The 19,647-nt window shown below is 62.4% G+C and carries 19 protein-coding genes and 1 pseudogene; 11 read left to right on the top strand and 9 right to left on the bottom strand.

What is annotated here, in order from left to right; genetic code table 11:
- Nucleotides 1-72 precede the first annotated feature (72 nt).
- The 10 genes and pseudogenes from KX928_RS22045 to KX928_RS24175 form a co-directional block, all read left to right on the top strand.
- A complete protein-coding gene (locus tag KX928_RS22045) occupies nt 73-525 on the top strand; it encodes a c-type cytochrome (protein WP_219507092.1) in 453 nt (150 codons plus the stop codon).
- Between the two features lie 21 nt (nt 526-546).
- On the top strand, nt 547-1,896 hold the full coding sequence (locus KX928_RS22040; RefSeq protein ID WP_219507089.1) for a cbb3-type cytochrome c oxidase subunit I: 1,350 nt from the start codon (nt 547-549) through the stop codon (nt 1,894-1,896).
- A gap of 3 nt (nt 1,897-1,899) precedes the next feature.
- A complete protein-coding gene (locus KX928_RS22035) occupies nt 1,900-2,694 on the top strand; it encodes a CbbQ/NirQ/NorQ/GpvN family protein (RefSeq protein ID WP_219507087.1) in 795 nt (264 codons plus the stop codon).
- Between the two features lie 5 nt (nt 2,695-2,699).
- Nucleotides 2,700-4,589, top strand: a complete 1,890-nt coding sequence (locus KX928_RS22030; protein WP_219507084.1) for a nitric oxide reductase activation protein NorD — start codon at nt 2,700-2,702, stop codon at nt 4,587-4,589.
- Nucleotide 4,590: 1 nt separating this feature from the next.
- Nucleotides 4,591-4,767, top strand: a complete 177-nt coding sequence (locus KX928_RS22025) for a protein NnrT (RefSeq protein ID WP_219507082.1) — start codon at nt 4,591-4,593, stop codon at nt 4,765-4,767.
- Complete coding sequence (locus KX928_RS22020) at nt 4,764-5,015, top strand: NnrT protein (protein WP_219507079.1); 252 nt, start codon at nt 4,764-4,766, stop codon at nt 5,013-5,015. Before KX928_RS22025 ends, KX928_RS22020 begins: the two co-directional genes overlap by 4 nt.
- Nucleotides 4,999-5,253: a DUF6522 family protein gene (locus KX928_RS22015; protein WP_219507077.1), complete on the top strand. Its 255-nt coding sequence runs from the start codon at nt 4,999-5,001 to the stop codon at nt 5,251-5,253. The genes KX928_RS22020 and KX928_RS22015 overlap by 17 nt, the downstream gene beginning before the upstream one ends.
- Nucleotides 5,253-6,446, top strand: coding sequence for an NnrS family protein (locus KX928_RS22010; RefSeq protein WP_219507073.1), 1,194 nt, complete (start codon nt 5,253-5,255; stop codon nt 6,444-6,446). The genes KX928_RS22015 and KX928_RS22010 overlap by 1 nt, the downstream gene beginning before the upstream one ends.
- Before the next feature lies 1 nt (nt 6,447).
- On the top strand, nt 6,448-6,885 hold the full coding sequence (locus KX928_RS24345) for an NnrU family protein (protein WP_373274817.1): 438 nt from the start codon (nt 6,448-6,450) through the stop codon (nt 6,883-6,885).
- Between the two features lie 864 nt (nt 6,886-7,749).
- Nucleotides 7,750-8,232 (top strand): annotated as a pseudogene (locus KX928_RS24175) (transposase); the annotation flags it as partial.
- Nucleotides 8,233-8,323: 91 nt separating this feature from the next.
- Here KX928_RS24175 and KX928_RS24265 read toward each other — a convergent pair.
- The 4 genes from KX928_RS24265 to KX928_RS21985 all read right to left on the bottom strand — a co-directional run bounded on the left by KX928_RS24265 (nt 8,324) and on the right by KX928_RS21985 (nt 11,151).
- Complete coding sequence (locus tag KX928_RS24265) at nt 8,324-8,935, bottom strand: methyl-accepting chemotaxis protein (protein WP_219507067.1); 612 nt, start codon at nt 8,933-8,935, stop codon at nt 8,324-8,326.
- Between the two features lie 264 nt (nt 8,936-9,199).
- Nucleotides 9,200-9,955, bottom strand: a complete 756-nt coding sequence (locus KX928_RS21995) for a methyl-accepting chemotaxis protein (protein ID WP_219507064.1) — start codon at nt 9,953-9,955, stop codon at nt 9,200-9,202.
- A gap of 218 nt (nt 9,956-10,173) precedes the next feature.
- Nucleotides 10,174-10,665, bottom strand: a complete 492-nt coding sequence (locus KX928_RS21990) for a copper chaperone PCu(A)C (RefSeq protein WP_219507062.1) — start codon at nt 10,663-10,665, stop codon at nt 10,174-10,176.
- Nucleotides 10,666-10,725: 60 nt separating this feature from the next.
- Complete coding sequence (locus tag KX928_RS21985; protein ID WP_219507060.1) at nt 10,726-11,151, bottom strand: hypothetical protein; 426 nt, start codon at nt 11,149-11,151, stop codon at nt 10,726-10,728.
- A gap of 107 nt (nt 11,152-11,258) precedes the next feature.
- Here KX928_RS21985 and KX928_RS21980 point away from each other — a divergent pair, with 107 nt between their 5' ends.
- Complete coding sequence (locus KX928_RS21980) at nt 11,259-12,713, top strand: aldehyde dehydrogenase family protein (protein WP_219507058.1); 1,455 nt, start codon at nt 11,259-11,261, stop codon at nt 12,711-12,713.
- 4 nt (nt 12,714-12,717) lie between these two features.
- Here the strand turns inward: KX928_RS21980 and KX928_RS21975 are convergent, their stop codons facing one another.
- The 5 genes from KX928_RS21975 to KX928_RS21955 all read right to left on the bottom strand — a co-directional run bounded on the left by KX928_RS21975 (nt 12,718) and on the right by KX928_RS21955 (nt 19,635).
- Nucleotides 12,718-15,795: an efflux RND transporter permease subunit gene (locus KX928_RS21975; protein WP_219507057.1), complete on the bottom strand. Its 3,078-nt coding sequence runs from the start codon at nt 15,793-15,795 to the stop codon at nt 12,718-12,720.
- 3 nt (nt 15,796-15,798) lie between these two features.
- Nucleotides 15,799-16,905: an efflux RND transporter periplasmic adaptor subunit gene (locus tag KX928_RS21970; protein ID WP_219507055.1), complete on the bottom strand. Its 1,107-nt coding sequence runs from the start codon at nt 16,903-16,905 to the stop codon at nt 15,799-15,801.
- A gap of 120 nt (nt 16,906-17,025) precedes the next feature.
- On the bottom strand, nt 17,026-17,961 hold the full coding sequence (locus KX928_RS21965; protein WP_219507054.1) for an AEC family transporter: 936 nt from the start codon (nt 17,959-17,961) through the stop codon (nt 17,026-17,028).
- 67 nt (nt 17,962-18,028) lie between these two features.
- The gene (locus tag KX928_RS21960) at nt 18,029-18,829 is read right to left on the bottom strand and encodes an MBL fold metallo-hydrolase (protein ID WP_219507053.1); all 801 of its coding nucleotides are present in this window, start codon (nt 18,827-18,829) and stop codon (nt 18,029-18,031) included.
- Entirely contained in the window at nt 18,829-19,635 is an 807-nt protein-coding gene (locus tag KX928_RS21955; protein WP_219507052.1) for a TatD family hydrolase, read from the bottom strand. Before KX928_RS21955 ends, KX928_RS21960 begins: the two co-directional genes overlap by 1 nt.
- Nucleotides 19,636-19,647 lie beyond the last annotated feature (12 nt).

Below are 19,647 nucleotides of genomic sequence, written 5' to 3'. Positions count from 1 at the left end.
GTTGCAGCGCAAACTCCGGCGACGCACAGGCAGCTATCAATCGGTCATCCCGAATTTCAAGGAGGCCGACGGATGGCGGAATTTCTCACAAAATCGCGGGCGCGAAACATCTTCTACGGAGGCTCGATCTTCTTTGTCGTGGTCTTTGTCGTGATGACCGTCCACTCCCACAGATACGTTGTGAACGTCTCGACCGCGGGCATGCCGCTGAGCGAAGCGGTGATCCATGGCAAACATGTGTGGGAGCGCAACTCCTGCATCAATTGCCACAGCCTGCACGGCGAAGGCGCGTATTTCGCCCCGGAAGTCGGCAACGTAATGACGCGCTGGGGCGTGCAGGACAGTCCGGAAGACGCGTTTGAAACGCTTAAAGCCTGGATCGAAAGTCAGCCCAGCGGCATCGAAGGCCGCAGGCAAATGCCCGCCTATGACATGACCGACGAAGATATCCGCGGCCTTGCGGAATTTCTGCGTTGGGCCGATCAGACCGACACGCAGGGCTGGCCGCCCAACGACGCGGGCTGAGCCGCGAGAAAGGAGAACATCATGAAATATCAATCACAAAGAGTGGCCTACTGGTACTTTCTCGCGGCGATGGCGCTGTTCGGAGTTCAGGTGCTGGGTGGCCTTGTCGCCGGGTGGATCTATGTCTCGCCCAATTTTCTGTCGGAAATCCTGCCGTTCAACGTAATTCGCATGATCCACACCAATGCGCTGATCGTCTGGTTGCTGCTGGGTTTTTTCGGTGCGGCCTATTTCCTCATTCCCGAGGAATCGGAGCGCGAGATCTGGTCGCCCAGGCTCGCCTATCTCCAATTGATCATCCTGCTGGTGGGAACGCTTGGGGCCGTGGGCTCCTACCTTGTGGGAATCCACGGGGGCCGCGAGTTCCTTGAACAACCGCTTTGGGTCAAGTTCGGCATCCTCGTGGCCGCGCTGATCTTCCTGCTCAATATCTCGATGACGGTTCTGGCGGGCAAGAAAACCGCGATCACGGGGGTGCTGTTGATGGGCCTGTGGCTGCTGTCGTTGCTGTGGGTCTTTGCCTTCATCAACCCCGATAACCTCAGCCTCGACAAGATGTACTGGTGGTTCGTCGTGCACCTGTGGGTCGAAGCCACATGGGAATTGGTCATGGCCGCGATCCTCGCGTTCCTGCTGCTCAAGCTTACGGGCGTGGACCGCGAGGTGGTGGAAAAGTGGCTCTATGTCATCGTCGCGACCGCCTTGTTCAGCGGTATCCTTGGCACCGGCCACCACTTCTACTGGATCGGCCTGCCCGGTTACTGGCAGTGGGTCGGGTCGGTCTTCTCAACTTTCGAGGTCATCCCGTTCTTCCTGATGATGTCCTTTGCCTTCGTCATGGTCTGGAAGGGGCGCAAGAACCATCCCAACAAGGCCGCGCTTCTGTGGTCGCTGGGGTCTTCGACCGTCGCCTTCTTTGGTGCGGGCGTCTGGGGTTTCCTGCACACGCTGCACGGGGTCAACTTCTACAGCCACGGTACGCAGATCACCGCAGCGCACGGGCACCTGGCTTTCTACGGCGCCTATGTAGCGCTGAACCTTGCGATGTTCAGCTATGCGATGCCGATGCTGCGCGAACGCGCACCCTATAACCAGGTGCTGAACATGGCGTCCTTCTGGCTGATGACCGGTGGCATGGCCTTCATGACCTTCGTTCTGACCTTTGCAGGCACCATCCAGACGCACATGCAGCGGGTGATCGGGGACTATTACATGGAGGTGCAGGACAGCCTGTCGATCTTCTACCTGATGCGCTTTGGCGCCGGGGTGGCGGTTGTCCTTGGCGCATTGCTGTTCCTCTACGCCATGCTGGTTGTGCGGAAGGACGAGGTCATCACCCCCGGCCCTGCAACCCCTGTTCCGGGAGAGTAAGACATGAACATCGCAACCGCACCCACCCTGCCGTTCTACCAGCCTGCCGGGCGCGAATGCGACCTGTTCGAGACGGCCCATGACAACGGTTTGCCCCTTCTTCTGAAGGGGCCGACCGGCTGCGGCAAAACCCGGTTTGTCGAGCACATGGCGGCACAGCTTGACAAGCCGCTCTACACCGTGGCCTGCCATGACGATCTGTCAGCGGCGGATCTGATCGGGCGTTACCTGCTCAAGGGCGGAGAGACCGTCTGGGTCGATGGCCCGCTCACCCGCGCGGTGCGGACGGGCGGTATTTGTTATCTCGACGAGGTGGTCGAAGCGCGTAAGGACGTGACCGTGGTGCTGCACCCGCTGACCGACACGCGGCGCACATTGATGATTGACCGGACGGGCGAGGAACTCGCCGCGCCTTCTGGCTTCATGCTCGTGGCGTCGTATAACCCCGGCTATCAGAACGTGCTGAAACGGCTGAAGCCCTCGACCCGGCAACGATTCCTGTCGATCTCGTTCGACTTCCCGGACCCGGAAACCGAGATCGCAGTAGTCGCCTGCGAAAGCCGACTGGACGTTGGCCGCGTCGCACCGCTGGTGCGGCTGGCAGGGCACATCCGAAATCTGTCCGGTATGGACCTTGAAGAAGGTGTCTCGACCCGCCTGCTGATCTATGCGGCCACGCTCATGGCCGGTGGCATGGGCGTCGTTCAGGCGCTGGAGGCGGCGGTCATCGAGCCGCTCAGCGATGAGGCGGATGTGAAGCAGGCGCTGCGCGACCTTGTCTCAACGGTCTACGGATAAGAACGATGCACCTTCTCGATCTGATGGAACCCGAGGAAACTGTTGGAAACCTCTGGCACGACGTCGCCAGCGGGATCGGGGAGACAATCACCTATCCCGACGCGGCAATTGCGCTTGTCTCGGTCCGGCCCAGCCTCGCGGTGCTGTTTCGTGCACTTGGCGGGCCTGCCGGGGTGGAACTGGCCGAAGCGCCCGCCACCCTGGCGCAGCACCGCCGCCCCCTGCGCCGCAAGCTGGGGGCCGAGCGCGACCACGAATGGGTTGCACGCTTTGATGGTGAGCGGCTGGCCTTGCCGCCGGTCATCGCCACCTTTCCCGAGGCGAAGCTGAACAGGGCCGCTTACTTCTGGCTGGCTGCTTTGGCTGCTGTGTCGGAGGTTGCTGATTTGGACCTCAAGGCCACTGGCCCGCTGTTCGATTGCATGCAAATCCGTGCCAATGCCGCGGCTGCCGATGCGGCGCGTCGCGCCTGTCCCGGCCTGCGCGAAGATTACGCCAAGATGGCCGCCTTGTGCCTGGCCACACGGCCCGAGGTGATGCGCCCGGCACAAGAAGCCGCCTTCGAACGCGCGATCCGCGACTGGCTTGGCGGTGAAATGCCCAAGCCCGACATGGAAGCCCTTCCTGTGCGCGGCTGCATGCCCTTCGCCCCTGTGCCGATCTGGCTGCGCTTTGCCCCACCCGGATCGGGTGAGGCCGCCTCCGACAGTGACGATACCGACGCTCCGGCGCCGCCGCCCGAGGCGGCCCATTCCAACCGCAAGCTGGGAGAGCGCAAAGATCAGGATCAGCACAATCGCAAGGACAGTTTCATCATCCACCGCTTTGAATCGATTCTGTCCTGGGTCGAGTCGATGAATATCAACCGCAGCATTGATGACGATGATGACGAGAACGCGCAAAAGGCGGCGGATGATCAGGACCGGATCACCCTGTCAAAACAGGATCGCAAGGTTGCCACGCGCCTGCGCCTGCATCTCGACCTGTCGCCTGCCGATGCCGACCATGAAGCACTGGCCGGGAAATTCACCTATCCCGAATGGAACCACCGCGCGCGCAGCTACATGGATGCGCATTGCCGCGTGCTCGATGCCCCTGCCGCGCCTGAAGCGACGCCTTTTGTACCGAACGAACGCCGGATGCGTGAGGTGCGCCGCCAGTTCGAGGCGCTGCGCCCCCGTCGCGTCCTGCAACCGCGCCAGGTCGACGGGACGGAGCTGGACCTTGACGCGGTGCTCACCGCGCGTGCCGACCTGCTGGCCACCGGGCGTGGCAGCGACCGCATCTGGCAATCCGCCTGCCAGACCGAACGCGATGTCTCGGTGGCATTTCTCATCGACACGTCCCGATCGACCGAGGCGGCCATCGGCGATACATCGGTGATCGAGGTTGCGCGCGAGACGATGGCCGCACTGGCCGGCGGCATCGACGCGGCAGGCGACCGGCTGGCGATCTGGGGGTTTTCGTCCCTGCGCCGGGATCGCGTGTTCCTGACCCGGTGCAAAGGCTTCGACGACCCGATGTCACCCACGATCACCGGCAATATCGGCGCGCTAAAGCCCGGTCACTACACCCGACTTGGCGCCGCCATCCGCCACGTCAGCGCGCAGCTGGCTGAAGAACCAAGCGCGCGAAAGCTGATGATCGTGCTGACCGATGGCAAACCGAACGATCTGGACCACTACGAGGGCCAGCATGGGATCGAAGACAGCCATATGGCCGTCCGGGAGGCGCGCACCGCAGGCCAGAGCCTGCATGGCATCGTCATCGACGAAGACGGGCAGGACTGGTTTGCCCGCATCTTCGGGCGTGGTGGTTTCACGCTCCTGCCAAATCCCGAACGCCTCTTGCGGGCGCTTCCCGATATCTATCGCACCCTGACACAGGAGACCTGACATGCGTTTTCTCATCCCCCTCTTGGTCGCCTTGGCGGCATCGCCTGCAATTGCCAACGCCTATGACCGTCCGATCCCGCAGGCACAATCGGCCACGGCCGAATTCTGGTATGCGCTGGCCAGCCTTACGCTGTTGTTCAGCATGATTGCCGTGCATTGGCTGGTGTCACGCAGATGACCCGCAAGGGGTGGTCCACGGGGCGTATCACGCTGACCCTTTACCCTTTCGGAGCGGGCGCTGCTGCGGTGAACGTCTTTTTCGCCTCGCTGATCCTGAGCTGGGTCGGCGGGCCGGTCCTGTCGACCAGCCTGTCGATTGTTCTGGGCTGCATGATCGGCGTACCTGCGACATGGTGTTTTGCACGACACATCCGCCACCTGATGGAGTCCGCAGACGGAGGGACAGATCATGAAAGTCACGACTGAAAACGGAACGCCCACCGTCGATGCGCATGATCTTGGCGCGTTGCTCGACCTCCCGCCCGACCGCGTGCAGGCCGGAATGCGCAGCAGTGCGATCACGTCACGCTTTGAAACCGGCGTGGACGAGGATGCGGGCAGGATGAGGCTGACGTTCCGTTACAACGGCAAACGCGTGCGACTGACCTGCACCGGGGATGGCGAGGTGCTCAGCACGGTTCGCGTGACCACCGGAGACAGGTGATGGCACTCCCGTCGGCAGAGCAAACGCGTGCATGGAAGGGACCGGCCCTGTTCAGTCTCGGGTTCCGGCCCTTTTTCCTGTTCGGTGCGGGCTGGGCGGTGCTGGCAATGCTTTTGTGGATGGCGACGCTGGCCGATGTGATCAACCTGCCGACGCGGTTTGACCGCGGATCGTGGCACGCGCATGAATTCCTGTTCGGCTATCTTGGCGCGGTTCTGGCGGGATTCCTGCTGACAGCCGTGCCCAACTGGACCGGGCGCTTGCCGATGGTCGGCTGGCGGTTGGCCGCGCTGTTTGCACTTTGGCTCGTGGGGCGGGGCGCCGTTCTTTTTTCGGCGACCTTTCCCGCGGCTCTGGCACCCGCTCTCGATCTTGCCTTCCCCATGGTCCTGGGCGCGATGATCCTGCGCGAGATTGTGGCCGGAAAGAACTGGCGCAACCTGATCGTTCTGGCGCTGCTGGCCGTGTTCACGATGGCCAATGCGCTGTTTCATTTTGAAGCGCTGAAGGGTGACTACGCGGCGCAAGGTGTCGGGCTGCGGCTGGGCGTTGCCACCGCGATTATGATGATCGCGGTGATAGGTGGACGGATCATTCCGTCCTTCACCCACAACTGGCTGGCGCGGTCAGACAACCCCGCGCGTCCCGCCCCGCCGATGCAGCGCTTCGATAAACTCGTGCTTCTGTTCAGCATTCCCGTTCTGATGCTCTGGATCGTGCAACCGTTTACGCAACTGACCGGCATGGCGCTGATTGCGATGGGCGTGTTGCAATTCGCGCGGCAACTGCGCTGGCAGGCCCACCAAACGCTGGCGGAGCCGCTGGTCTGGGTTCTGCACGCCGCCTATGCGTTTATTCCGTTGGGTGCTGTCGCGCTTGGCCTCGATCAAGTGATGGGGAACCCTGGTACCGCTGGCGCGCAACATCTGTGGATGACCGGTGCCGTTGGTGCCATGACCCTCGCCGTGATGACCCGGGCCACACTTGGGCATACGGGGCGCGAGCTGACGGCGGATCGGGCAACAATGGCCATCTACCTTTACCTGTTCGGCGCGGCCTTTGCGCGGCTGTTCACATCGGTCTGGCTGGGGATGAGTTACGTCGCTGGTGTCCTTTGGCTGGCGGCATTCGCCGGATTTCTTGTGGCCTACGGACCGGCCTTGGTGCGTCCCAAGCCAGAGGCACAGCCATGACATGGACAGGTTTCGCCGTCGTCCTCGCCGCAGTCTTTCTGTCACATTCGATCCCGGTGCGCCCGGCGATAAAACCGCACCTCACCGCGCGGATCGCATAGCGCGGGTTTCCGGTGGGCTGTTCCATCCTGTCGCTCAACATGCTGGCGCTGCCGATATGGTCGGCGGCGCGCGCAATGGACGCTTTGCCCCGGCGCATCCGGGCATTGTCAGGATCTATCGCCATGCCGTGTTTCCTGCCCTCACGCTCTGGACAGGGCGGCACCTTCAGCCAAACGGAGATCTGCCGCATGCTCTCCTATTTGGTTTTGTGGAGACCGTGCGGCACGCTGGCCGAGCCCCGATCAATCGCCGCAAACGGCGCGAAATGGGCAACGATGTTTGGATCGATGTGAATAGCAAGGCTGCCCAGGCACCACTTGTAGCAAGGCCCGCGTGATGGGGTGCACTTACATTTCGTCGTGCCGTTGGCGTTGCCGGGTGCGCGGCACCTTTTGGGCTGCCCCCTATGTCATAGGGGTCTCCGCACTGTATGCGCGGATCGTCTGCGATTGCGTGACGTTAACCGGCCTTGAAGCGACGGCCAACAGAACACGCTCGATGCGCCGGACCGGGGTGACCCCGATCTACAAAAGATGGCCAATTTGCGGGTCGTCCAGCTTCTGCTTGGGTGCACCAAGATGGGAAGCACAGGTCGGTAACTCCGAGCAGAGCTCGCGGATGTACTGGCTATCTCAGAGGCGATTGAAATCCGGGCCAAAGGGTCGCCTTCGCAGGTCGGTCCGGTCCTGCCGTTCGCCCTACCAGATCGTCGCTGCGGCGCGGCCCGTCAAGCCGGCCGTTCGCCGGGTGTGCCAAATCTCAAGCTCTCGTGCTTACACCTGGCGGGAAACGCTGCCGCTCGCCCGCTTAACTGAATGGCGGCATTTAAGAATTCAAGACGGACTATCTGGTTTTCACAGCCCAAAGACAGCGCACTCTGTTTGGTTTTTTAATGCCGGTCCTTCAAGCTAAACAGAAGACCGTGGAAACCCGTTTGACCTTGCGCTGGCATTCAATTCGCAAATCGGATCTGTCGAACCGCCGATTGTTCCGATTAGTGCAATAACACCGATCACCGTAGCGCAAAGAGCTATAAACCAGGCAATACTTTGACAGAACACTGCTAGATCTTCTTCGCAGCCGGATGTTGTTGAAATGCGAAACAACGGGAAAACACGCCTGCGTTTTATACCAAAACAGAGCGCAACACTTGGGCGATTGAATACTTTACCAGCCCGCGCTGGAGGCCTGTTTGTAACTCATAGAGGCAAGGAAATCCGCGCCGTCCGTTCCGTCCGCCAAATACGTGTACGATCAAGCCGCTGCATTTGAGCAGGTTGAAGCGATGCTATGGGCTGATGGACCTGTCTGACCCCCACTGCGGCGTGGTGGACAGTGCCTACGCTTTGACTGGTGTTCACACCAATCCCAGCGAGAAGAACCCCGACGGGAAAGAGCACCTCGGCTTTGGAAATGCCGCGAGTGCCGTAAACAGTTCACTGTACGCGAGAACACGATTTTTGAAGAATGCCACATTCCCCTGCACAAAGGGCTGCGGGCCACTCACCCGATGGTTTCCAGCAAGAAGGGTATCAGCAGTCACCAGCTTCACCGCATTTCAGGCATTACTTACAAGAGCGCTTGGTTTCTGACGCACTGCATACGCGAGGACATGCGTGACGGAGCGCTTGCAGGCTTTGGCGGTATCGGTGGACTCGTAGAGGTTGACGAAACAGTCACCGGCTAAGAAACCGACGTCACCAGGGGGCCGGTGTCCCTTGTCTCCCGGACCCATACCCCCGCATCTCCGCCTGCGCTGCGTGCAAGGGGCGGTGCTATTCCGTGCGCATCTTTTCAATCATGGCCTGTGCGCTTTGCGACAGGCTGCGGATTTCGGAGCTGATATGGGCAAACCCTGCGCCGTGGTCTCCGACACGTGCGGCTTCCACCGATGCATTGATGGCCACGAAGAAGATCTTCTTGCTGATGACATCGAGTTCGGCGATTGAATGCACCGACATATTCGCATGTTTGTGCTGGCGCGACAGGACCATTGTCAGGAACGTCTCGCGAAAAACGTTGATTGCGGCGAGGACAGCGGGGCGCACCTTTGATTGTACGAATTTGACGAATGCCCGGGTCGCTTCCCTATCCGGCGTCTGCTCTGCAAAGCTCTTGAGCATGTCGTGCATTTGCGCCACCAGATCGGCGGCCTGCTCGCAGGTGTCGCATCCGTCACTGGCAACGACTGCCCCGTCCGCTTCGAGGAATTCCGTGCCGCAGCTGCGCAATATGTCTGCCGCGCGGTCCAGGGTCGGCGACAGGTCGACAAGACTGGCCGACGGATCATGATCAAGGACAAATTCAATTGGAAGCCAGAGCACGGGCAGGATCGCGTCCTCAAGCTGAACAACCGGATCTTTCGTCCAATTGAGATTTAATTCCATGATGATTTCTCTTTTTGACGCGCCCTCACAAGTAGCCGCCAGAGGTTTATGAAATGCGAATTTCACCGGGTGCTCCGGCAGAAACTCCGGATCTGGCGTCTTCCGCGCGGGCCGGCTGCCTGCAGAGGTGTGTTTGCGGCTCAGCAGCGTGTCAATGATCCGGCCCGGGGCAGATATGCATCTGCCGATCTGGCGGAGAACGCATCGGCGTTGCCCGGGTGCCCGCCGCGGCCATCGTAAACCCGGACAGGGGGTCTGTGGCAGTTACGCCTCGTTGTCCTTCATTTCCGAAACGACACTATCCGCGCGGTCCGCAGATGACTGAATCGCTTCTGCGAGTTTTTTGACTTCCGAGGCAATCACGCTGAAACCTGCCCCCTTGTCGCCTGCTTTTGAGGCCAGAACGGCGGTGTTCAGCGCGATCATGCGGACCGTCATCGAGATCTTCTTGATCTCGCTCAGGGTTGTGACAAGCGTTTCACTGAGCTTTTTCGCACTGCCGACGGCGGTGTTTTTCCGGTTGTCCAGATCCGCCCAGAGATCCCAGATCAGCGCCGTCATTTCATCGCGCACGATCGGCCAGTTGTCGCTGTTGAACTGGCGTGCCTGTACATAGCTCAGCGGCGTGTCATGGCCGATGCGCTTGCGAAGCTCCGCGATCGCGGTTTGCACCGACAGCATGTTGATCTTTCGCGACGGCGTGCCGGATGCGATGCGCCTGATCCAGTCTATTCTGTCTGCCGGATAATCGGGGAAGGATGCCTGCCCGAAAATCAACTCGATATTCCTGTCGAATTGGTCAGCGAGCGCGCAGAACTCCTCCCGGGCCAGCCGATAGTCGTCATCCTCGTTGCCGGCGGCCAGCATCATCAGCCTGAGAGACATTTGAATCGTCAATCCACGTGTCGTTGCGATTTCGTCGATCAACACCCGCAGCCTGTGCTGATCAGGCGCTTGCGATACGCAGTCAGGCTCATAGTACGTCGGCGTCGTCTGAAGGCTGTCCGATATCTGAAGCATGGCTCACTCGTGACAAAATATGCACGCCGGGTGGTGCCGCAGGACAGTACGCGCCGGTTCATTAACATTTTGCAAATTACCGCACCCGAAGCCGCGTTCGGGCCGCGGGGATGTCACATACGCGTCATGGTGCCGAGCAGATGACAATGTCCCAAGGGGCAGATGTCTGCTCCTGTGCGACGGGGGAAAGAGGGGCCTTCAAGCGGCCCCTCCCGGTCTCAGTTGGACACCGCGTGCCCGGAATGGTCGTCTTTCTTCTTGTGGCCAGAGGTGCGCTCTTCAATGCTGAATATGACCTCGACCTCGCCCGCCTTCTCAAACACCAGCGTGGCCGGTACTTCTTCACCGACCTCGAAGGGGTCGCCGTTCAGGCCCATGAACATGACGTGTAAGCCGCCCGGTTTCAGGGCCACGGTTCCGCCTGCGGGCACATCAATACCATCGACATGCATCATCCGCGCAACGCCGTCTTTTTCTTCGGTGGTGTGCAGCATGACTTTCGGGAAATCCGCGCGCACGGCGATCAACCGGTCGTCTGACGTGCCGGTGTTGGTGATGGTCAGGTAACCGCCGCCGGATTTCGCAGTTTTGGCTGTCTCGAAGGCCATCGGGTGATCAATGACCAGATCGCCGGCCTTGAAATCATGTGCCAGAACCGATGTGGCACCGGCAAGGAGCGCGGCAACAGCCGCGAATGTGAGAGTTTTCATTATGTATGAGTCCGTAGATACGCGCCAAGTGGCGCCCTGTTTCGTGAAAGGTGAATCCCGTCACGAAACGGGTGGCGCCCGCGTGGGGTGGGACCATTCAAGGCGTCCGGCTTCCGGAAGGGCTGTCGCGGGCGAACAGCGGCCAGCGCCGGATGGCGCAGGCGCGAAGACAGGCGTGACGATCCGGTCGGGCACAAGCGCCGTGGCGGCAATAATGCAGGCTTCGCAGATCTGGCTGGTCTGATGCCCGAGATCGGGATCTCCGCAAAGCTCCGCGACTGTGCCGCCCATGCTGAGGTAGGCGCGCAAGGCGTCGGAGGTGTCGTCCTTGGAAAACCGATGCCCAAAAGCCGAAGTGGTCATCGCGAGGGTCGCAATGAGGACCAGCAGCAGGCTGGCAGCACTTGTGAATCGTTGCCGGAGCATACACGCTTCGTAAATCCTGTGGCGGCGATGGTCCAGATCGGAACACGCAAGTGTGCGCATGTGCCTCAGCCTCGATGCCGCATTCGAAGACCATCGCGCCACGTGAAAGCGACTTGACCCACGGGGTGCGAAATGTCCTGATCCCGGGGTTGCTGAAAGGACCGGCCATGACCCTACGCCCGCTCGATCTCGACCCTGCGATGTGTTTTCTGGGGGGTGCGTGGCACCCCTGTGCGGTACCGGATACCCTGCCGCTGATCGACCCGTCGACGGGAGAGGTGCTGTGCCACATCGCGCGCGGGCAGGCCGAAGACATCGACCGTGCCGTGGGCGCGGCGCGGGCCGCGCTGACCGGAGACTGGGGGCAGGCGACGGCCGCGGAACGGGGCAGGGTGCTTTACCGCACGGGTCAGCTCGTGCTCGACAACATCGACACCCTCGCGGAGCTGGAAGCCCGCGATGTCGGCAAGCCCCTCAAACAGGCACGCGCTGACGTTGTCGCGCTGGCAAGATACATGGAATTCTACGCGGGTGCGGCGGATAAGGTGCATGGCAGCACGCTCCCCTATCTCGACGGCTACACAGTCTACACGCTGCGCGAACCCCACGGGGTGACCGGACATATCGTGCCATGGAACTATCCCATGCAGATCATCGGGCGTTCGGTCGGGGCCGCGCTGGCAATGGGCAATGCGGCGGTCCTGAAACCTGCCGAAGAGGCTTGCCTGACCGCCCTGGCCTTTGCCGAGCTGGCACGCCGCGCCGGTCTTCCTGACGGTGCGCTGAACGTGGTGCCGGGCTTGGGCCGCGAGGCGGGCGCGGCGCTGACCGCCCATCCGGCTGTGCAGCATATCTCCTTCACCGGGTCGGTTGGCGTGGGCCGGCTGGTGCAGCAATCCGCCGGGCGCAACGTGGTGCCGGTGACGCTGGAGCTGGGCGGCAAGTCACCGCAGGTGGTGTTCGCGGACGCCGATATCGACGCCGCACTGCCGTTTCTGGTGAATGCGGGTATACAGAACGCGGGCCAGACCTGCTCCGCGTCCTCGCGGATCCTGGTGCAGCGCGGCGTGTACCCGCAGGTTCTGGAGGCCATGGCGGCCCGCTACGAGGCGCTTGAGGTCGGGCCGGCGCTGACCGATCCGGATGTGGGGCCGCTGATCTCTGCCCGCCAGAAGGCGGTGGTCGAAGGGTTTCTGGCCGAAGGCGCTGACCTGCAGGTCGCCGGGCGCGCGACCCTGCCCCAAACCCTGCCGGAGGGCGGTGCCTATGTGACCCCCACGCTCTTTTCCGACGTACCCGCCGATCACCGACTGGCGCGCGAGGAGATATTCGGGCCGGTTCAGGTTCTGATGCCCTTTGACGACGAAGCCGAGGCGCTGGCCCTGGCCAACGGGACAGATTACGGTTTGGTCGCCTCCGTCTGGACATCCGACGGCGCGCGGCAGATGCGCATGGCCCGGGCGTTGCGGGCGGGGCAGGTGTTTCTCAACAACTACGGGGCAGGCGGCGGTGTCGAACTGCCCTTCGGCGGAACGGGGCTGTCCGGCCATGGCCGCGAGAAGGGTTTTGAGGCCCTTTACGGTTTTTCAAGCCTGAAAACCGTCGCGGCCTATCACCGGTGACCCTTCAGGCCATGGCTGCGGCCACTTCGCGCGGGGCGGTCGCATCGGCGCGCCGCTCCTTGCGGAAATAGGTGTGATAAAGCACGGGCACGCCGACAAGCGTCAGCACGGAAGCGAACCCCAGACCCGCCATGATCGTCACCGCCATGGCGACGAAAAAGGAATCCGCAAGCAGCGGCGCCATCCCCAGGATGGTCGTGCCCGCCGCCAGTACCACCGGCCGCACCCGGCTGATCGAGGCTGTCACGATCGCCTCTTTCTGCGGTTTGCCATTTTGCTTTTCCGCGTCGATCTCCTCCACCAGAACAATGGCGTTCTTGATCAGCATCCCGGATAGGGACAACAGCCCTAGAAGTGCCGTGAAACTGAAGGCCACACCGGTGAACAACAGCCCCAGGGCCACGCCGTTCACGGCCATGGGCACAATTGTCCAGATCACCGCTGTCTGGCGCAGACTGCCAAAGAGCAACACCGTGATCAGCAGCATCGTGCCGAAGCTCAGCGGCATCTGGCGGCCCAGCGACGCCTGCGCGTCGCCAGCGCTTTCAAACTCGCCACCCCATTCCATGCTGTAGCCGGGTGGGATCGTGATCGCTTCGACCTGTGCGCGGACCTTCGCGAAGGCGGTGGGCGGCGTGACACCGGCAATCACATTGGCCTGAACGCTCAAGGTGGGCACACGGTTGCGCCGTTCGATCAGCGTGTCGCGCACCACCACCTCGAAGCCATCGATCATCTGGTCCAGCGGCAGGTAATCGGACAGGGCCGGTGACCACACGATCTGGTCCAGCATCTGACCCGGCAGGGCGACTTCGGCGCGCGGGGTCCGCACGATGATCGGAATGAGACGTTCGCGTTCACGGTAGTCACCGGCCCGGATACCATCCGTGGCCAGCGCAACCGACTGGCCCACGCTGGCGCGGGTGACGCCAACCGCCTGGGCGCGGTCTTCGGCAAAGACCGGGCGCGTGACAGCCTCGCGCTCGCGCCAGTCCATCCTTTCGGTATGCAGGTCGGGCGTTGCGGTCTGAAAAATCCTTTGCGCCTGTGCACCAAGGGTGCGCAGGACATCCGGGTCGGGGCCGGAAAAGCGCACTTCGACATCCGCGCCCACTGGCGGGCCATAGATGATCTGTTCGGACCGGGTTTCCGCCCAGGGCAGGGCGCGGGCGGCGAATTGATCCAGCTCGGCCCTGATCCCGGCAATGCTGTCGAACCCTGTGGTACGAATGACGATCTGACCATAGGAGGTATCCACCGCCGGTGGATCGTAGGTCAGAATAAACCGCGAGACACCCTGACCGGCGGACGAGGTGACGGAGAGGACATCATCGCGGGCAAGCAACCACTCTTCGATCTGCGCCAGATCGCGGCTGGTCTGATGGATCGAACTGCCCTGCGCGCCCTTGTAGTTGAAATAGAACAGCGGTGTGTTGGCGGCAGGGAAGAATTGTTGTGTCACCTGACCGAAGGCGATCACACAGCCTGCCGTGGTGCCCAGCAGGCCGATGATGACCAGCCACCGCACGCGCAGCGCCCCGCGCACCAGGCTGCCGTAGGTGCGAAAGAGAAGCCCGTCATAGGGGTCCTGGCCCTCTTTCAGCCCGCCGACCCTGAAAAAATAATGCGCCAGCAGTGGCGTGACGGTGATCGCCAAAACCCATGACAGCATCAGCGAGATCGCGATGACCGCGAAAAGGGAGAAGAGGAATTCACCCGAGGCATCGGGGCTCAGGCCGATGCCGGCAAAGGCCATGACGCCAATGACGGTTGCGCCCAGCAGGGGGATCTGCGTCTTGCCCGCAACTTGTGCGGCGGCATCGGGGGCCTTGCGCCCGCGCCGCATTTCCACCTGCATGCCCTCGGCCACAACGATGGCGTTATCCACCAGCATGCCCATGGCAATGATCAGCGCACCCAGGCTGATCCGCTCCACCTTGACGTCGAACAGGTACATGAAAAAGAAGGTCGCCATCACGGTCAGCAGCAGCGACAGGCCCACCACCACGGCGGCGCGCCACCCCATGAACAGCGCCAGCACCCCGATAACCACGGAGACCGAGAGGGCGAGGCTGGTCAGGAACCCGGTGTTGGCCTCATCGACCACGCGGTGTTGTTCATAGATCGGGTGCAGCTGCACACCCAGTGGCAGGATCGGTTCGATCTCTTTCAGGCGCTTTTCCACGGCCTGACCGACCGTGACGATGTTGCGCGAATCGAGGCCCGCGATGCCCAGCGTGAAGGCCGGCACCCCGTTGTGACGCAGGATATTGCGCGGATGCTCGACGCGTTCCCGGATGACGGTGGCAATGTCGAGCAGGTTGACCACTTCACCCTGAAACCCGATGGACAGCCCCGCGATCTCGCTGACGCTGTCTTCGCCTGTGGGGGCATCGACCGTCAGGTTGCGACCCCCTGACGGGGTCGTGCCGGTGGGCACAACCGTATCCGCCTCTGTCACCGCCTGCAGAATGACGCCGGGATCGACGCCAAGGTTGAAGAGCGCGCGGCTGTCGGGTTCGACAAAGACCGCCTCCTCGGGCAGTCCGGCCACCTGAGCGTTGGCCACCCCGTCGACAGAGAGAACTTCGCGTCGCAGATAATTCGAGATTTCCCAGATCTCCGCATCTGTGAAACCCGGCGCCGTCACCGCGTAGAAGATGCCGAAAACATCGCCGAAATCATCGTTGACGATGGAGGGTTGCGCCCCGTCCGGCAAGGCAGCCTGGGCATCGGCGACCCGGTCGCGCAGGTCGTCCCAGATTTGCGGCAGGTCCTCCCCGCCGAAACTGTCGCGCATCTCCACTTCGACGACGGAAACCCCGGGTGAGTTGCGCGAGGTTATCGTCTTGACCTCGTCCATCTGCTGGACTTCCGCCTCGATCACTTCGGAGACTTCCGCGGCAACTTCGGCCGCGCTGGCCCCTGGGTAGGCGGTGATCACAAGGGCGGATTTGAGCGTGAAAAGCGGGTCTTCGAGCTTGCCGACGGAGAGATAGCCCATCGCGCCCCCGAGCAGACAGAAAGCCATGAAAAGCCATGTGTAAAGTGGGCGTTCGATGGAATTGCGCGCGATCTGCATGCCCTATTCCTCGACCGACAGGCCGGTATAGCGGCGGACTTTCTGGCCGTCGCGCAGCAGGTGCACCCCGGCACCCACAACCAGCGCGTCTTTAGCCAGACCGGTGACCCGCAGATCGGTCCCGGCCAGCGAAAGAAGCTCGACCGGTCTGACATGCACCGTGCCCCGATCAGCCGCGCCGCCGTCGGGTTCAAAGATCATCACGCTTGCTGTGCGATCCTCGCCAAGAAGCAGCGCCGTGGCCGGCAGCGCGCGGCCGGGTTGCGCATAATCGACGTCCACCGTGGCGGTTACGGTCATCGAGGCGCCCGGGATAAGGTTGGGAATATTGCTGTCCGGCAAGGTGAGCGAGACGAGGAAGGTCTGGCCGATGGCCTCTGTCTGCGCCTCGTATTCGGCCAGTTGCAGCGGGATGGGACCTGCGGCCTGCGGCACAGACCCGGTGAACCGGACAGCCTCGGGCGGAATGCCGGACAGGAACAGCCGCTCCGGCACGTCGATCTGCACGCGGATTTCCGACATGTCATGCAGCCGCAGGATCGGCTGGCCGGGCGAGACATTGGTGAAATTGGCAGCGATCCGTTCGGCGACAAGCGCGGTAAAGGGGGTTCTCAGCGTGGCGTCCTCGAGATCATCGCGCGCGTCGCGCAGCGCGACCTCCGCCAGGTCGCGCGCCGTTGCGGCATCTTCCGCCCGGACGGCGGACGTCACGTTGGATTGCGCCAGTTGCTCGGCCCGGCGGCTTTCTCTTCTTGTCTGTTCCAGCGTCAGTTCGGCGCGGGCCACGGCCCTTTCGAAATTCTCGGTGTCCAGGGCCGCCACGACAGAGCCCTGCGGGATGGTTTCGCCTTCGACCACCGGCAGCATGACCAGACGGCCGCCGACCTCAAAGCTCAGATCGACCGTTTCGCGCGCGGCGATGCGTCCGAAAAACCGCCGGGTGATCCCGGAGGTGAGGTCCTCGGGCGCGAGGATCTTGACCGATGGCAGCGGGACGATCTGCCCGGATGGGTCCAGATCGGTGACATCTGCGCCCTGAGCGCTTGCAGGCGTAATATGCGCCGATGTTGCGAGCAGGGCGGCAGCCAGGAAAATCACGACGCGGGGCATGGGGTCTCTCCACCGAAAGTGAACTGGGCAGTTCAGAATGAGAGCACATCTAAACCTGTCAGGCGCAAAGGCAAGCCCCTTTGTGCGCCGGTCGACCTACCCCGGCCTGCGGCTCCGGCGCTAGACGGATTCGAGCAGTATCAGCCACACCCAGACCGTGAACACGGACGCCGCGGTGGCGATCAGCACCGACGACGCCGCCACACGGCGCGCCCGGCCGTACATGTTGGCAAAGATATAGGCGTTGAACCCGGGTGCCATCGCCGCGGTCAAGACGCCCGACCGGAAGGCGTCGGGCGGGACGTTTTGCGCGCTGCCAAAGAACCACACGAGGCTGGGATGCAGGATCAGCGTGATGGCGCAGACCATGGCGATCGTCCGGCTGTCGCCTTCGGGCCGGTACTGGATGAGCACACCGCCCAGGGCAAAAAGCGCCGCGGGCAGGGCCGCGCGGGAAATCAGCGACAGGGCGTCATCCACCACGAATGGGATGGGCAGGCCGGAGAGGTTCACAAGAAAGCCCAGCCCGATGGCGAGCACCAGCGCATTGCGGAACATGGCCCGGATCACGCCCCGCGCCATGGCAATGACCGATTGGCCCCTGTTGCGGGCGATCTCCATCACGGTGATCCCCAGCCCGTAGCAGAAGGGTGAATGCAACGCGACGATAGCGAAGTTTCCGGTCAGCGCGTCGGGGCCATACGCCTGTTCGGTGATCGGCAGGCCGAGCAGAACAGAATTGGAGAACAGGCAGCAAAACCCTATGGCCACGCAGTCTTCCCAGTCGCGATTGAACAGGAGGCGCGCGCCGAACAGACCGAGGAAGAAACACAAGGTGGCGCCGGCGTAGAAACTGCTCAGCAAACCGGGATCGAAGGAGCTGTTGAGATCGAGCTTGGCAATCGCCTGAAACAGCAGGCAGGGGATGGCGAAGTTCTGGGTGAACCGCATGACCCCGTCGATGCCCGCCACCGGGAAAAGGCCGCGCCAGACCGATACATAGCCAAAGCCGATCACCAGAAAAACGGGCAGGATAACGTCGAGCAGGGTTTGCATCAGCAGCCTTTGTGCCTGTGGCTGCGGGTGGGAGCCTCCGGCGGGGATATTTGAGAACCAGAGAAGATCAGGTCGCGGGAAAGGTGAGTGTCAGCCCGTCATAGGCGGGCTCGATATGGTCGGGGGTTTCGGCAAGAAGCGTTTCATAGTCAAGGTCGATATGCATGTTTGTCAGCACGGCGCGTTTTGGCCGGACCTTGTCGATCCACTCAAGGGTGCGGGCGAGGTGCGCATGGGTGGGATGCGGATCACGGCGCAGCGCATCGACGATCCAGCAGTCCAGGTTTTCCAGATATGGCCACGCGGCCTCTGGAATTTGCGCCACGTCGGGCAGATAGGCGACATCGCCCATGCGGAAGCCCAGGGCGTCCATTCCGCCATGCGCGACCTGGAAGGGTGCAAAGTGAAGAAGCCCCCCCGCGCCGTCGATGGTTACTTCACCCTCCATCAGGTGCATGTTCAGGATCGGCGGGTAGGTTGAGCCTTCGGGTTGCACGAAGGCATATTCGAACCGCTGCATCAGCGCGGCGCGGGTTGGCGCATCGGCCCAGACCGGCAGGCGCGCGCGCATGTTGAAGACAACCATGCGCAAATCATCGATGCCGTGTACGTGATCTGCGTGGGCGTGGGTGTAGATCACCGCGTCCAGACGTCCGACATTGGCGGCCAGCAACTGGTTGCGCAAATCCGGCGAGGTGTCGATCAGAACGGTGGTGGTGCCGTCACTTGTCTGCCGTTCCACCAACAGCGAACAGCGCTGGCGGCGGTTTTTCGGGTTTGACGGGTCGCAGTCGCCCCAGTGGCCGCCAAGCCGGGGCACCCCGCCGGAGGAGCCGCAGCCCAGAATGGTGAAGCGTGTTTCCGCCATTACGCGGCGGCCTCGTACTGCGCGGCCTTGGTGAACAAGCGATCGAAATTCGCCTGGGTTTGCGCGGCGAATTCTGCGTAGTCGATGCCAAAGGTTTCGGCTGCGCGGCGCGCGGTATGGGCCGTGTAGGCCGGTTCGTTGCGCTTGCCGCGGCAGGGCGGTGGCGCGAGGTACGGCGCATCGGTTTCCACGAGAATTCGCTCCAGCGGCGCCGCGGCAAATATGTCGCGCAAGCCGGAGGACTTCGGAAAGGCGGTGATGCCTGACATCGACAGGTAAAACCCCAGGTCCAGCGCCGCGGTGGCCAGGGCTGCCGAGGACGAAAAGCAATGCATCACACAAGCGAAGGCCCCGTTGCGGTATTCGTCGGCGAGGATGGTGGCCATATCGCTGTCTGCGTCGCGTGCGTGGATGATCAGGGGCAGACCGGTGTCGCGCGCGGCAGCGATGTGATGGCGCAGCGACGTCTTCTGGAGCTCTGCCGAGTCCGCCGTGTAGTGGTAATCGAGCCCGGTTTCCCCGATCCCCACCATCTTGGGGTGTCGTGTGACCGATATCAGCTCGTCGACGGTCGCCAGCGGTTCGCGCGCCACGCTCATCGGGTGGGTGCCCGCCGCGTAGAACACCGGCGCATGCGCTTCGGCGATGGCGCGCACGTGCGGTTCGTTGCCAAGCCTGGTGCAGATGGTAACCATTCGCGTGACACCAGCGTCGGCGGCGCGCGCAATGATGTCCGCGTGCTGGCCGTCGAAATCCGGGAAATCGAGGTGGCAGTGGCTGTCGGTGATCTGAGGTGTCTCGGTCATGCCGGTCCGGTC

It is taken from the genome of Roseobacter insulae (assembly GCF_019375555.1).
In the GTDB taxonomy this organism is placed as follows: Bacteria; Pseudomonadota; Alphaproteobacteria; order Rhodobacterales; family Rhodobacteraceae; genus Roseobacter; species Roseobacter insulae.
This window is presented reverse-complemented; position numbering and strand designations above follow the sequence as displayed.